General features: G+C 53.0%; 14 protein-coding genes. 6 read left to right on the top strand and 8 right to left on the bottom strand.

Annotation, left to right across the window (positions count from 1 at the left end; genetic code table 11):
* The first annotated feature begins 12 nt into the window (after positions 1–12).
* On the top strand, positions 13–180 hold the full coding sequence (locus tag KGB14_RS01395) for a DUF2897 family protein (protein WP_111450692.1): 168 nt from the start codon (positions 13–15) through the stop codon (positions 178–180).
* 108 nt (positions 181–288) lie between these two features.
* Here KGB14_RS01395 and KGB14_RS01390 read toward each other — a convergent pair whose 3' ends face one another.
* The 8 genes from KGB14_RS01390 to KGB14_RS01355 all read right to left on the bottom strand — a co-directional run bounded on the left by KGB14_RS01390 (position 289) and on the right by KGB14_RS01355 (position 8731).
* Positions 289–1140, bottom strand: a complete 852-nt coding sequence (locus tag KGB14_RS01390; RefSeq protein WP_223483763.1) for an urea carboxylase-associated family protein — start codon at positions 1138–1140, stop codon at positions 289–291.
* Between the two features lie 15 nt (positions 1141–1155).
* The gene (locus KGB14_RS01385) at positions 1156–1809 is read right to left on the bottom strand and encodes a GntR family transcriptional regulator (protein ID WP_223483762.1); all 654 of its coding nucleotides are present in this window, start codon (positions 1807–1809) and stop codon (positions 1156–1158) included.
* Between the two features lie 70 nt (positions 1810–1879).
* Positions 1880–3154, bottom strand: coding sequence for a beta-ketoacyl-ACP synthase II (gene fabF / locus KGB14_RS01380; protein ID WP_223483761.1), 1275 nt, complete (start codon positions 3152–3154; stop codon positions 1880–1882).
* Between the two features lie 32 nt (positions 3155–3186).
* Positions 3187–3981 (bottom strand): SDR family NAD(P)-dependent oxidoreductase, encoded by a 795-nt coding sequence (locus KGB14_RS01375; protein ID WP_223483760.1) that lies wholly within the window; start codon positions 3979–3981, stop codon positions 3187–3189.
* Between the two features lie 209 nt (positions 3982–4190).
* Complete coding sequence (locus KGB14_RS01370; RefSeq protein ID WP_223483759.1) at positions 4191–4526, bottom strand: ComEA family DNA-binding protein; 336 nt, start codon at positions 4524–4526, stop codon at positions 4191–4193.
* Positions 4527–4639: 113 nt separating this feature from the next.
* Positions 4640–6634, bottom strand: coding sequence for a polysaccharide biosynthesis protein (locus KGB14_RS01365; protein WP_223483758.1), 1995 nt, complete (start codon positions 6632–6634; stop codon positions 4640–4642).
* A 103-nt stretch (positions 6635–6737) separates the two neighbouring features.
* On the bottom strand, positions 6738–7766 hold the full coding sequence (locus tag KGB14_RS01360; protein WP_223483757.1) for an MraY family glycosyltransferase: 1029 nt from the start codon (positions 7764–7766) through the stop codon (positions 6738–6740).
* A 2-nt stretch (positions 7767–7768) separates the two neighbouring features.
* Positions 7769–8731, bottom strand: coding sequence for a UDP-glucose 4-epimerase family protein (locus tag KGB14_RS01355; RefSeq protein ID WP_223483869.1), 963 nt, complete (start codon positions 8729–8731; stop codon positions 7769–7771).
* A 328-nt stretch (positions 8732–9059) separates the two neighbouring features.
* Between KGB14_RS01355 and KGB14_RS01350 the strand changes: the two genes are divergently transcribed.
* From KGB14_RS01350 to KGB14_RS01320, 5 genes are read left to right on the top strand one after another with little or no spacing between them, the layout of a single operon-like run.
* Positions 9060–10157 (top strand): DegT/DnrJ/EryC1/StrS family aminotransferase, encoded by a 1098-nt coding sequence (locus KGB14_RS01350; RefSeq protein ID WP_223483756.1) that lies wholly within the window; start codon positions 9060–9062, stop codon positions 10155–10157.
* Entirely contained in the window at positions 10154–11101 is a 948-nt protein-coding gene (locus tag KGB14_RS01345) for a glycosyltransferase family 2 protein (RefSeq protein WP_223483755.1), read from the top strand. Before KGB14_RS01350 ends, KGB14_RS01345 begins: the two co-directional genes overlap by 4 nt.
* Complete coding sequence (locus tag KGB14_RS28510) at positions 11094–12047, top strand: WxcM-like domain-containing protein (protein ID WP_317851005.1); 954 nt, start codon at positions 11094–11096, stop codon at positions 12045–12047. The genes KGB14_RS01345 and KGB14_RS28510 overlap by 8 nt, the downstream gene beginning before the upstream one ends.
* Complete coding sequence (locus tag KGB14_RS01325; protein ID WP_223483754.1) at positions 12047–12460, top strand: GtrA family protein; 414 nt, start codon at positions 12047–12049, stop codon at positions 12458–12460. The genes KGB14_RS28510 and KGB14_RS01325 overlap by 1 nt, the downstream gene beginning before the upstream one ends.
* A 6-nt stretch (positions 12461–12466) precedes the next feature.
* Complete coding sequence (locus tag KGB14_RS01320) at positions 12467–14653, top strand: hypothetical protein (protein WP_223483753.1); 2187 nt, start codon at positions 12467–12469, stop codon at positions 14651–14653.
* The last annotated feature ends 70 nt before the right edge of the window (positions 14654–14723 follow it).

Below are 14723 nucleotides of genomic sequence, written 5' to 3'. Positions count from 1 at the left end.
AGGAGAGCCGTTATGCCCTGGTATGCCTGGTTGATTCTGATCGTTGCCATTGGCTCGATCGTTGGCGGTTTGATGATGCTGCGCGATACCGCCAACAAGGTCGAATTGACTGAAGAGCAACGTAAACGCGTCGCCGAACGCAATGCGCAAGCGGATGCCAAGGATGCGCAGGACCGCTAGACCGCTAGACCGCTAGATCAAAAGATCGCAGCCTTCGGCAGCTCCTACATGGAATATGCGTTTCCCTGTAGGAGCTGCCGAAGGCTGCGATCTTTTTGCTTTTAAGGCTTACTTTTCCCAATCCGCCTTGGCAATGTGCAAGCCATGCATCCCTTTGTAAGCCGCACGCTCCGGCTGGCTCCAGCCCTCAAGCAACGAATCCTCCAACCGGTAAATTTCCACCCCCAGCGGACGACACACGCTCAACGGATCCTGCGCATCCGGCCCCCACATGGCGAGCGACAGATCGCCACCCGGGCAGGTCGACAGCGCGCACAGCAAATCAATCTCGGCAAAGAACTCCAGGTAATCGCCCTTTTGCGCCGGGCAGGCTTTCATGAAGTACATGTCGTCGTGATTCAAGCCGGTGCACTGAAAAATGTTCAGCACATCATGCACGTCAAACTCGGTCAGGCCATGGGGCAACACTGCGCGAGTCAGATTGGAGTGGCAGTGATGATGGAAATCCTCGCCCGTGAGCATTTTGTTCACATAGGGATCGCAGCGCGTCCCCAGCAAATCGTGCAAACGCCCACCATGTTCGTCGATGCCATAACCCGCCAGGCTGTCGTCGGTAATGGTCACCAGCGGCCGTAAAAAGGGCAGGTTCGACCAGAGCCGGTCATGGGTGCTGACATGCGCGCCCTGCAACTGCCGGGTCCGCGCGGCCCACAAGCGTTCGCGCGGGTCGTGGGCATTCCAGACATTGAAGTCCCCGACTTGCGGGCCGACAGGCGTCGTGACCCTGAACACATGCCCCGCCGGCACATTCCAGGCACGGCCGGTGCGGATCGGCACTTCAAACTGCTCGATCAGCGTGCGCCCCTCTTTTTTGTCGCGGATCCTTTCGTAGAAGGCTGTATCCACCTGCAAGGCCGAGCCTTTGCTGACTTGGTAGGCCGCCGGATAGTCTTTGTACATGGCACAAATCCTCGATCAGTGATGGGAAGAAGGGGCAAGCATCTGCAACAGGAGGTGTTCGGAGTCATCGAGATAAAGGCTCATGGCGTCCCCGGCCGCACGCTTATCGCCGTCGGCCAGCAAGTCATGTATTTGCCGATCGCGAGCCAGCCAGGGCGCCTGAAAACGTGATTCATCGGGAGCGGCGCAAAACACCAGGCGCAGTTGCGCGACGACGTTGGTGAAGAACTCATCGAACAACGGGCTGCGCAGCAACCCGACGATGTGTTGATGAAACGCCAGGCTGTGGGTGCCGACGGCGCGCCAGTCCTCACGCTCCCGGGCCAGCTCGGTGGCCTCCAGCGCTTCGAGCATCCGATCGGACTGATACTCACGCAATGGCTGACTGGTGCTGATGGCTTGCAGTTCCAGAGTGCGACGGACCTTGAACAGATCGCGCACATCATCGACTCCCAGCCTGCGCACCATCACGCCCTTGTTGCGGACATAACGGGTCAGCCCTTCCTGCCCCAGACGGTGCAACGCCTCGCGAATCGTGTTTCGCGAGGCGTTATAAGCCGACACCAGATCGTTTTCCACCAGCGCCATGCCAGGCAGCAAACGACCACCGATGATGTCAGCGCGTAACTCCAATGTGATGTGGTCGGCCAGGGACAGTCCGCTGCTCATACTCAATGCCTCGTGATTGTTCAACAATCGTCAGCGAATGAGTAATCACTATTCGTGCCATCCCTGCGAACTAGCCCTCCCAGCGCTTGAACAACACACTGGCGTTCACGCCACCAAATCCGAAGCCGTTGGACAACGCATACTCGATGGCCATCGGACGCGCCTGACCGTGAACGATGTCCACCCCTTGCGCCGCCGGATCCGGGTTATCGAAGTTGAGCGTCGCCGGCGCCACCTGATCGCGGATCGCCAACAGGGTAAAGATCGCCTCGATTCCGCCAGCAGCGCCGAGTAAATGCCCGGTCGCGGACTTGGTCGACGTCACGGCTATCTTGTTGTCCGAGCCGAACAACGACTTGATGGCCGCCAACTCGCCCAAATCCCCAATCGGTGTCGAGGTGGCATGAGCGTTGAGATGCTGCACCTGTGCCGGCGAAATGCCCGCCTGGGCCAACGCCAGTGACATCGCTCGTCGTGCACCGCTGCCATCTTCAGGACCCGCCGTCAGGTGATAGGCATCGGCAGTGGTGCCATAACCGACCAGCTCGGCCAAGGGTTGAGCGCCGCGCGCCAAGGCATGCTCCAGGGATTCGATCACCAGAAGGCCCGCGCCCTCGCCCATCACAAAGCCATCGCGGCCACTGTCGAACGGCCGCGAGGCGCGTTCCGGTGTGTCGTTGTAACCGCTGGACAAGGCTCGAGCCGCCGCAAACCCGGCGAGGCTGACACGATCGATCGCCGCCTCCGCACCGCCACACACCGCAATGTCCGCCTCGCCACATCGAATCAGCCGCGCCGCGTCACCAATCGCCTGAACCCCGGCCGCGCACGCTGTTACCGGAGCCCCCAAAGGCCCCTTGAAACCGTGCTGGATCGACACATGGCCCGCCGCAAGGTTGACCAGAAACGAAGGAATGGTGAACGGCGACAAACGTCGCGGGCCACGGCTATCGGTAGTGCGCACCGCGTCGGCAATCGCGCCAAAACCACCCACGCCCGAGCCAATAATGGTGGCGGTGCGCTCCTGGGCATTGGCGTCCAGCGCTTGCCAACCGGCCTGCTCCAGCGCCTGACGCGCCGCCTCCATGGCAAACATGATGAAGCGATCCATCTTCTTCTGCTCTTTGGGCGACGTCGCCCGATCCGGGTCAAAACCCGCCTCGGCGTCTTCCGCCAGCGTCTGCACCGCGCCACCGACCTTGGCCGGCAGATCGGCCACCACTTCGTCCGGCAACACCCGCAACCCCGAGCGCCCGGCCAACAGGCGTGCCCAAACCGCTTCGACACCGCTACCCAACGGCGACACGAGGCCCATACCCGTGACGACTACTCGACGATTACTCATAACGCAAATACCTCAAGCCGATTCATGGTGCCTCACTTGTAACGCGTGGCGGCCGTGCTTCTGGACAGATTCGGCGCCATCGCATGACGCGCCGCTACATAGGACTCCCACTCAGAGAGATTCGGCAAGGAAGGAATGGTGATCAACTCACCCTGATCCAGCCCCGACAACGCCGCATCGACCATCTCCTCTGCTTCCATGACCATCTCCGCCGGAATCTGGGTTGCATCGATACCGGAGCGCTCCCAGATTTCGGTGCGTGTTACGCCCGGCAACACCGCTTGAACCTGAACCCCGGTGCCGTCCAGCTCAGCGTTCAACGACTGGGTCAGACTCAACACATACGCCTTGCTCGCGCTGTACGTCGCGTTGAACCGCTCAGGAAACAACGCCACCACCGACGCGATATTAATGATCGTCCCGCGACCGGCCTTGGCAAAGCTGGCAGCCGCTGCCGAGGCCAGACGCGTCACCGTGGTGACGTTCAGCTGAATCAACCGTTCCAGTTGATCCATGTCGGCGTTGGCCAACAAACCGTCCGCTCCAACACCGGCATTGTTCAGTAACAGACTGATGCTCGAATCACTGCGCAGACGCTGCTCGACCTTCAACACATCATCCTTTTGCGTCAGGTCCGCCTTCAGCACCTCCACCTGAACACCATGCGCGGCGCGCAACTTGCTCGCCGCGGCCTCTAGCCGTTCCTGATCACGGGCCACCAACAATAAATCAAAACCACGCGCCGCCAACCGCTGCGCGTAAACCGCACCAATGCCGGAAGATGCGCCGGTGACAAGGGCCGTACCTTGGCTCTGGACAGAATTCATGACTGTGCTCCCGAGAGGAATGCTGGAGGGAAGGCAAGCGCCTGAGAATCAGGGCGTCTGCGCGAATTACGAATTTATTATAGGCATAATTTAATCACCGTATGATAGCCGTAATTTTTTTCATTCCGATGAAAGGAGCCAATCGCTCACTGCGGCAATATGCAAAAAAGGCCAGTCAATGACCGGCCTCTTGTGGTGGACTTACAAGCTTAGTTCACTTCCAGTTTCTCGCGATTCTTGTCCAGAATGGCTTTGCCGATCCCTTTCACTTCCAGCAATTCGTCGACGGACGAAAACGGCCCATTATTCTCACGATACGCAACAATCGCCTTGGCCTTCGCCTCACCAATCCCGGACAACTCGCGCTGCAGAGTCGGCGCATCGGCCCCATTGAGATCGACCTTACCGGTTTGAGCCTTGGCGGCAACGTCCAGCATCAAGGGTGCCTTGGCAGCCTCTGGCGCAGCCGTCGGCGCAGCAATGGCCGCAATAGAGGCGCTAGTGAGAAGGGCAAAAACCAGAGAGTAGAAATAGCCAGTACGCATAAATGAAGCTCCATGACATCGATTGGAAGAAGCAGCTTTTCCGAAGCTGCCTTCCAAACTTAGGCGATGTGGTGGAGCTGTCAAAAATGTGTCCGTTACAGGATGTGAAACAATCAGGGTTCGAGGCGACGTTGCTGGTGGATCCAGTCGACAATCTCGCCGTCGGGGGTATAGCCACTGACCGTTTCGCGCAAGAGCTGGCGCACGCGGGAGTAGTCGTCCTGCTCGACCGCCAATAACAGCTCAGTCAAACGCCCCTTGAGCACGTCCCAGGGAAGATGGTCTTCGTTGGCGGTCATGATCATCGGATGTGGCGTCGCTGCGACGTTATCCCCAATCAGCAACTCTTCGTAAAGCTTCTCGCCCGGACGCAGCCCCGTGAACTCGATCGAAATATCGCCCTGGGGATTTCGCTCGGAGCGAATGCTCAAACCGGACAGGTGAATCATCTTCTCCGCCAGCTCGACAATCCTCACCGGCTCGCCCATGTCCAGCACGAACACATCGCCCCCCTGCCCCATGGAACCGGCCTGAATCACCAGTTGCGCGGCTTCGGGAATCGTCATGAAGTAACGGGTGATCTTCGGGTGCGTGACCGTCAGCGGCCCACCGGACTTGATCTGGCTATGGAACAACGGAATCACCGAACCGGACGACCCCAACACATTGCCAAAACGCACCATGGTGAAACGGGTTTTGTTGACCCGAGATACATTGGCCTTGTCACCAAACAGCACAGGAGCAATTTCACGACTGAGGGCCTGAAGGGTCAACTCCGCCAAACGCTTGGTGCTGCCCATGATGTTGGTCGGACGAACGGCTTTATCGGTGGAGATCAACACAAAGTTGGCCACACCCGCCTGCAAGGCAGCCTGAGCGGTGTTCAATGTGCCGATGACATTGTTGAGCACGCCTTCGGCAATGTTGTGCTCGACCATCGGCACATGCTTATAAGCGGCCGCGTGATAAACGGTATCCACACGCCAGGTCTTCATCACATCAAGCAGCTTGTGCGGGTGACGGATGGAACCGAGGATAGGCAACAGCTTGACCGACACCGACTCACGGCAGCCGCGCTGCTCCAACTCCGACAGAATGCTGTAAAGGTTGAATTCACTGTGCTCGAACAACAGAAGCGTGGTTGGGCCGAGGGAGAAAATCTGCCGACACAACTCCGAACCGATCGAACCGCCCGCGCCAGTGACCATCACCGTTTTGCCTTTGATACAACGCTTGAGCAAATCGGCCTGGGCCGGCACGGCATCACGGCCCAGCAAATCGGCGATATCCACTTCCTGAATGTCTTCAACCTTGACCCGACCGCTGGCCAGATCGGTGAAGTTCGGGACGCTTCGTACGTGAAGCGGATAAGCTTCCAGCAGATTGAGAATTTCCCTGCGTCGTGCGCGGGTGGATGACGGTAGGGCCAAGAGGATTTCCTGGGCGCCGGTTTCGTCGATCATCTGTTGGATGTGTTTGGGTTTGTAGACTTGGAGACCTGCGATCGAACGATCCGCAATGCTCGGATCATCATCGATAAACGCCACGGGACGCATTACTCGACCCATCCGAAGTGCCGCTACAAGCTGGTTGCCGGCCACACCTGCACCGTAGATGGCGACTTTGGTAAGGCCATCATCTCGGTTGGTGAACGGTACATGTTGGGCGGCGGTGAACCAGTCGCCCATGAAGTATTGGCGCATGCATAGGCGTAGGCCGCCGATGATGACGAGGCTTAGCCACCAGTAGTTGAAGATGATGGAGCGTGGGACGACAGCTTCATGGTTGCTGTACCAGTAGACCACGACCGTCAGAATCAACGAAGACAGGCTGACTGCCTTGATAATGGCGATGAGAGCGTCATTACCGAAATAGCGCATGACGGCACGGTACATGCCAAAGCGCACAAACAAGGGAATTGCGATAACCGGAGCACAGACAAAGAGCCAAAAATGGACCTTCAAGGGGTTGTACATATCATCCAGGCCCAAGCGCACGATAAATGCTAACCACAGGGCAATCCAGACCAGCAGGATGTCTGTAGCAACCTGTATCAACCTTTTTCGACGCCGAGGGAGCCCTACCAGGTACGCTCTGATTTTATCCATAAACCCTTCAAACACCTTAGTCCCCTCCGCTCAGCAGCCCCGTCACCCGGAACCTCAAAGGCGCGCGCAATCACTCTAAACCTAATGACAGAGTAGTCGCTGCTTAGTTCTTTACCGCTGGATCTTCCAGATCTCCGGCGCGAAATATTATTGCCATCACGATTAGAGGCACATAAGCCAAAATGACTCCCAAAGCTCCGTCCAGACCAAAACGTGTCACGCACACGGCTATGGGCAACAGCCAGAACAGATTGATCATGCCAACAGCGATAGTTACCGGTAAATGTTTGCCGAAACGGCGTGAGGCAAATTGGTAGGCATGACTGCGATGCGCTTCATAGACTTTCTCCCCTCTAAACAAACGGCGAAACAGCGTAAATGTTGCATCGACGATGAATACCCCAAGCAAAATCATCCAGGCCCATAGCATGGGCGCACTCACCAACGCAGCCTGCAGAGAAAGACCACCCAGCATAATGCCAAGAAATCCGCTGCCGGCATCCCCCATGAAAATCCTCGCGGGCGGGAAATTCCAATAAAGGAAACCTGCCACAGAAGCGGCGAGCAGCAATGGCCCCCAAATCAGGCTGTCCAGACCTGCCAACCAATAAAGCAAACAGGCTCCCAGACAGGAACACATCGCTTCTACGCTGGCAATGCCATCGATTCCGTCCATGAAATTGTAGAGATTGAGTAGCCACACCAGATAAAAAGCGGCCAGCACATGACCCACCCAGCCCAGATCGACATGGATGCCAAACAATTTGATTGGAGGTAGACCACCCATCCAGCCCAGCAGCCACGCCGCTGCTGCAAAATGCCCCAACAAACGCCAACGTGCGGCGATATGTCCGTGATCGTCCATAAAGCCAATCAGTGCTATCGAGAGCCCTGCCCCTGCACTTGCAAAAAAGGCGGATGGCGTAATCAGGTCAGCGGCGGACAGGAATATCAACGAGGCAATAAAAGCCACGACAATTGCGACGCCACCGCCACGCGGTGTGGCTATCAAGTGAGAGCTACGGGCGTTCGGTACATCCATCAAACTTCGAGAAATCGCGTATTTGCGTAACGCCGCCGTCAGCAAAAAGGAAATACAGACAGCCACCGGAATGAACCACGCATAATTCATTTTTAGCGAGACTCCAGAAAATGCTGCGCCGTCAATTTCAATCCATCATCCAGACTTGTTGGTGGACGCCAGCCCAATAGTTCCTGGTTTTTCTTGATATCCACTTGCAACGAGCCAAAAAGCCGCTGTGCTGTTGCACGTCGTCCAAACAGACCGGCCAGGGGCATCAGTACCCAGACGGGAACAGGTACGAGTCGGCTTTTCACACCTAAACAGGCGATCAGGCGCTGCATTAGCTGAGTCGTTGAAATATCCTCATCATCGCTCACCAGAAATATCTGATTCACAGCCTTGGGATGATCGACGCATATATTGATCAGATCAACGACATTTTCCAGCGAAACGAGACTTCGTTGATTTGTCACCGCTCCGAACGGTAACGGAATGCCCTTCACAAGCCAGCGCATCATTTGCTGAAAATTCGCGCCTACACCCGCACCGTAAATCAGGACCGGACGGATAATGACAACTTCAATCGCTCCGGTATTGGCGAGTTGCATGAGTTGCTGTTCTGCTTCGTACTTGGAAATACCGTAAGGATCCAATGGGTGCGGAATGTCATCCGCCGAAAATGCGCTGCCTGACTCCGTCGCTTCCCCATTAACCTTGATTGAACTGATAAAGATAAATCTTTTAACACCCGCCTGTATGGCTTGGCGTGCAAGATTAAGTGTTCCTTCAACATTAATCGCGCGAAACTTTTCCAACGATTGCGTAGGATCTTCGTGCATGACATGCACCCGTGCTGCCGAATGCACCACTACATCTACACCAGAGAGGGATTGCGTCCAGTCGGTGGTTTTATCTATGTTTGATATATAAGTCTTTTCTACTACGTCAGGTAATTTGCTATTTATATTTCTAAGGGGCGCCACAACCGATGTTTCCGGCAAAGTGCAAAAACGCGTTACCAGAGCATTCCCCAGAAATCCCGTCGCACCGGTCACAAGTATTTTTTTCGACATTCCGAACCGATTCAAAAATAGATAGCAATGGAATAATCTATCACAAAAAGGCGTCATTTTGACCCCTGAATTTGGATGCTAGAGTCCCCCTCCTCACCCTGACTGTCCGGCAACTGGCTCGAAGATGAAAAATTCAACGCCTTTCGATCCAAGACCAGTTGTCATCACACAGGTTGGAGCAAACACCCAAGAGAGATAGAATCCCCCCAATTTTGACTAAACGCTCACTGAATAGAGCCCTAGACACCTCGCCAAGATGGGTGGCGTCAGCAAATTTTTCAAAATAAATACTAATTTCAGCAGGTTAGGCCTCGAAGGGAGCATATCGATGCAGCAAATCAATAATCTCAGCGCGAAAATCGCCAAATACCGAGATCAGATCGATGCATCCATCCAACGCGTGGTGTCCAGCGGATGGGTTGTGCTGGGTCCGGAGGTCAAACGTTTTGAAGCGTCCTTTGCCCAATACCTGGGCGCTGACCACTGCATAACCGTCGCCAATGGCACCGATGCAATTGAATTGGCCCTCAAGGCTCTGGGTGTTGAAAAAGGTGACGTGGTCGCTACTGTCGCCAACGCCGGCATGTATACCACCACTTCGGTCCTGGCCATTGGTGCCGTACCCACCTTCATGGATGTCGACTTCGATACCCAGGTCGTAACGCTTGCCCAAGTCAAACGTGCCGTTGAGGCAGGCGCCAAAGTCGTTGTCGTCACTCACCTTTATGGTTTGGCTATCCCGGAAATTCAGGAAATCGCCACTTTCTGCGCGGACAACGGCATTGCGCTCCTGGAAGATTGCGCACAAGCACACGGAGCCAGCCTGCATGGCAAACGTGTGGGGACGTTCGGTGACGCTGCCAGTTTTAGCTTCTACCCTACAAAAAACCTCGGCGCGCTTGGCGACGGCGGTGCAGTAGTCACCAACTCTGCTGAAATTGCGCAGCGCGTCGCACAATTGCGTCAATACGGCTGGTCCTCCAAATATTGCGTGGAGTTGGACGGTGCCAGAAACAGTCGCCTGGACGAAATGCAAGCTGCCATTCTCTCCGAGTTCCTGCCCCATCTTGATCAGGGCAATGCCCGACGCAACGAAATTGCCGAACGTTATCGCAATGAAATAAATCAACCCGACATTGTTCATCCGCAAGGGAAAAGCGATGCCTGGGTCGCTCACCTGTATGTCATCAAGAGCCCGAAACGGGACTCCTTGCAGCAACATCTGCGCGGCTTGCAAATCGCTTCCGAGGTCCACTACCCGATTCCTGACTACAAACAACCTGTATTCAAGAACGTGAACGTTGACTGCCACTTGGCCAACACCGAGCGTTTGGCAAAAGAGATTCTGACATTGCCATGCTATCCAGAAATGGAAGAGCATGAAGTCAGCGCAGTGATCAAAGCAGTCAATGGATGGGCTGCATGACGTACTCGATCATCATCCCGGTTTATAAAAACGCAGAATCCATTCCACGCTTGATTCAAGCACTCAGCGAAATCAACGAGAGCCTGAACAACGAGGTAGAAGCGGTTTTTGTCGTCGATGGCAGCCCGGATGCATCGTTTGAGTTGATTCAAAAAGAACTGCCAAACCTGCCGTTTGCCGCGCAGTTAATCGCTCATTCGAGGAATTTCGGCTCCTTCCCGGCCATTCGTACGGGCCTGATGGCAGCAACCGGGGAATATTTCGGCGTCATGGCGGCCGACTTGCAGGAACCACCGGAACTGTTGATCAGCTTCTTCCAGTCGCTGTCAAACGATGAGTGTGATGTGGCCATCGGGACACGTAACGCCCGTAAGGATCCGCTTTTCAGCCGACTGGCCTCTTCAATGTTCTGGGGCCTCTATAGAAAGCTGGTGGTCCACGACATGCCTAAAGGTGGCGTGGATATCTTTGGCTGCAACAACGTCTTCAAAGAGCAGCTTCTGAAGCTTGAAGAATCTCGTTCGTCTTTGATCGCATTAATATTCTGGCTCGGCTTCAGAAGAAAATTCGTCGACTACGATCGCCAGGTTCGCCAGGAAGGCAAGTCAGCCTGGACGTTCAAGAAGAAGCTGGAATACATGATGGACAGCGTCTTCGCTTTCACCGACTACCCTATACGTCTATTGATAAAAATGGGCGCGATAGGCTCATTGATATCAGCAGCAATAGGCCTGCTGGTCATCATTGCAAGAATTCACGGCACCATCGCAGTACCAGGGTATGCCGCCACCATGGTCGTGGTCCTGCTGCTGGGCACCTTGAATCTACTGGGCCTGGGACTTGTAGGCACTTATGCCTGGCGCGCTTACGAGAACACCAAACAACGACCGTTGGCAGTCGTAAGCATACAGTTGAACAACCGAGAGCAAATCAGCCATGTCTAATCCGACAATCCACCCTAGCGCAGATGTCAAAAGTACCAACATTGGCCAAAACACCCGTGTTTGGCAGTACGTTGTCATTTTTCCTGAAGCGGTGATCGGTTCGGATGTCAACATCTGCTCTCACTGCCTGATTGAAAATGATGTCGTGATCGGCGACCGAACGACGATCAAGTCGGGTGTATATGTTTGGGATGGCCTGAGAGTTGGCAATGATGTGTTCATTGGTCCAAATGTCACCTTTACCAATGACAAGTTTCCTCGCTCCAAGGTCTACCCGGAAACGTTTCTGCAAACCGTGATACACGACAAGGCTTCGATCGGCGGCGGTGCTGTGATCCTCCCTGGCGTTACTATCGGTATGGGGGCGATGGTTGGAGCGGGCGCAGTGGTCACCAAATCCGTGCCTCCGTATGCGATCGTGACAGGGTCACCGGCACGGATTACCGGATACGTAGAGAATTCAGCTGCAAGCGACAACAGCGAAAAACCGAAGCTCGTTGGAAATGCAGAGTCGCAAGAAGGGATTACAAGGGTTGGAGTGGGCGACGTCACCTCACACAACTTCAAATTCGTTGCGGACATGCGGGGCGACTTGTCAGTCGGGGAATTTGAAAAAGAAATACCATTTGTTCCGAAGCGCTATTTTCTGGTGTTTAACGTACCCAGCCAAAAAACCCGCGGCGAACATGCTCATCACAAATGCCATCAGTTCCTTATCTGCGTCAAAGGGAGTTGCGCTGTAGTGGTAGATGACGGTCAAAGCCGCGCAGAAGTAATGCTCGACGCTCCGAACAAAGGCATTTACTTGCCGCCCTTGATCTGGGGTATCCAGTATAAATACTCGGAAGATGCTGTCCTGCTGGTATTCACTTCCGACTACTATGACGCGGCAGATTACATTCGGGATTACTCTGACTTTTTAAAAATAACAGGCTCGAAAAACTAGTGCGCATTACCATTTCAAAAGAACATGTACGCCGATGGGTATCGTTCCTGGCAGGAGGTTTTTTAAACACCCTCCTGACCTATGGAATCTATTTATTGCTTAACATGTATATAAGCTATCAAAAATCTTATGTCATCGCTTATGTAACCGGAATCGTATTTTCGTATCTGTTTAATGCACAAATTGTTTTCAATGTAAAAAAATCATGGAAAGGCTTGATGGCCTACCCTTTAGTGTATTTGCTCCAGTATATATTGGCTGCCTTAATGCTTAGTCTTATGGTGGAGAGATTAGGCATACCTAAAGAAATAGCGCCGCTTTTGATCATTGTCCTGCTTCTGCCTGTAACTTACTTGCTGAGCAAAACAATACTTAAAGCTACACATCAGTCCAAGACAGAAATAGACCAGTAGGACTCAATGACAAATACAACTGAGCAAATCTTATCTCACAGGTATTCCTGGCTGCACCCGTCTGGCGTGACAAAATTCTGGATGGCACAAATTATCCCGGTTGCTTTTTTGGTCTTTGCGTTGTGGTTACCCTACGGTTTCTCGCTGATCGGCCTGATAGAAGAGTGGGGATTACTAGGGTTGTTCACAACTAGTGGATTATTCTTTTTTGCCGATACTTCTAGCCCTCTGGCCGCCCACGCACTTAGACCTTTAACGATTTTTCCTCAGGCACTTGCATACTTTCTTGACCCATACTCATTCAAGTATTGGAACTTATTGCTCGCATTATCGCTATGCGTAAAAGGCTCGAGTCTTAGCTATATAACAACTCACCTCACAGGCTCCTTGAAATGGGGAGTGATCGCGGGACTGTTAATCGTAATTTACCCAGCTGACACCATGCAGTTGTCGTTTAGAGCACTCCATATAAATTGGGCGCTTAGCTCGATTCTACTTGGAACCGCTGTATTCATAGCTGCTAAAAATTCGACAACGCCAATCGCGTCATATCTGATGGCAGGTCTGTCAGCCATACTACTGCTGACCGCCTGTGCAATGTATGAAGCGTCACTATTACTGACGGCACTACCATTCCTGATTATGTTTGCGAGATCAGGCATCAAACTGGCCATATCTCAACTACGTCAACAGATCTGGAAACACCTTATTTGGTTTACTGGCGCGCTCACTTATATTGTTTATGCAATCTATACCGCACCATTAATTAAGAGCTATCAAGGTGCTATAGCTGGCACGAACACAATCAGCACGATCAAACTCTCACTGCCAAACCTGTTCTCGATTGGATTACTGAGGACAACCTTGGGTGGTTGGTATGACGCGTTACAAATTACCACTATCGAATTCAATACGTACTGGTACGCGCTAAGTGTACTAGCAATAGCGACCATCATAACCCTTGCACTGCTACATAAACTTAAAAGAACAGATGTCTCAGCTTCACCCTCGCTAATGCTTTCCGCCCGCTTATTGATAGCTGGCATTATCCTGGTTCTTTTAGGCTACGCGCCTTTCTTACTATCTCCCGCTCACCAATCCATAAGCCAGCGTACATTCCTGTTCGCAACGCCTGGTGGTGTATTCGCGACTTTAGCCACACTCATAGCCATTAGCAAAATCAATAAACACCTCGCCACGTGCTGCATGGCCTTTTTGATTTTCATCGGATTTTCAACACAACTATATCAGTTCCACCACTATGTTAAGCTCTCAGATAGACAACGCAGCATTCTAAAAAATATCGTTGAACGATTTGATGGCGACATCAAGGACAAAACGCTAGTAATTATTGACAAAACAAACCAACTCAATCACACATGGATGTTTATCAATGGAAACCTCCAAGCCACCCTTAACTATATTTATGGCCATCCATTTAATAAAGTGGAGGTATGCCATGCGCTGGGTAACGAGTGGCAGCAAATCGACAGTCTTGCACGAAAGGGGACATGCGAAGAGACTGCTACCGAGTGGTTATTTCATTACCCAACGCCAGTTAGTGGTCCCGGGATAGAAAAAGGCCCGCAACTAGAAGCTAAAAAACTTGTAAAGTCACAGACTGCGACCATCCTAGTAAACCCAGATGAAGTTACAAAAGTTGATTCACTCCGTACGGACATGTTACGTAGTGACCAAGGCCATACAGGCTCGATCTATCGTGGATTCATCGACAAACCGGACTATCATAATTCGCTAGTAAACTTTACTGACCAGGGATCCAGCGACCATTACTTCTGGAGTTTCGGTGACTGGTGGAGCATGGAGTTACCAACAGCCGGTTCTGGATGGCGCGAAGCCGACTGGACTATCAATAAATTTCAGCACAAGTCTTTAGCTTGGAAGAGCAATAAAAACGCTTTCCTCGACTTTAAGTTCTCGCCTTCTGCGGATCGCTATTATTTACAAGGGCTGTTCGATGTAATGGCCAGTCCAGAAATAACAACCAGTATGAAAATCGAGTTAAACGGCGTTGACACCCCACTAAAATGGACGGACGGCAATAAATTCAAAGCTGAGCTTGTTAGAAGCCAACTTAGAAACGGAATGAACACTATTACATTTATTAGCGACACTGATGAGAAATACTACGGTCTTGCTGGAAAGTTAGATTGGATCGAGATAAAAAAATAAACCCACTCGAACCAATACATTATTCGTCAGTACTAATAGATGACTCTGGGCCTGCGACGCTGGCCCAGAG

The organism is Pseudomonas sp. A-RE-19, assembly GCF_019956555.1.
Lineage (GTDB): Bacteria > Pseudomonadota > Gammaproteobacteria > Pseudomonadales > Pseudomonadaceae > Aquipseudomonas.
The sequence above is the reverse complement of the archived record's forward strand: the minus strand, read 5'-3'. Positions and strand labels throughout refer to the sequence as shown.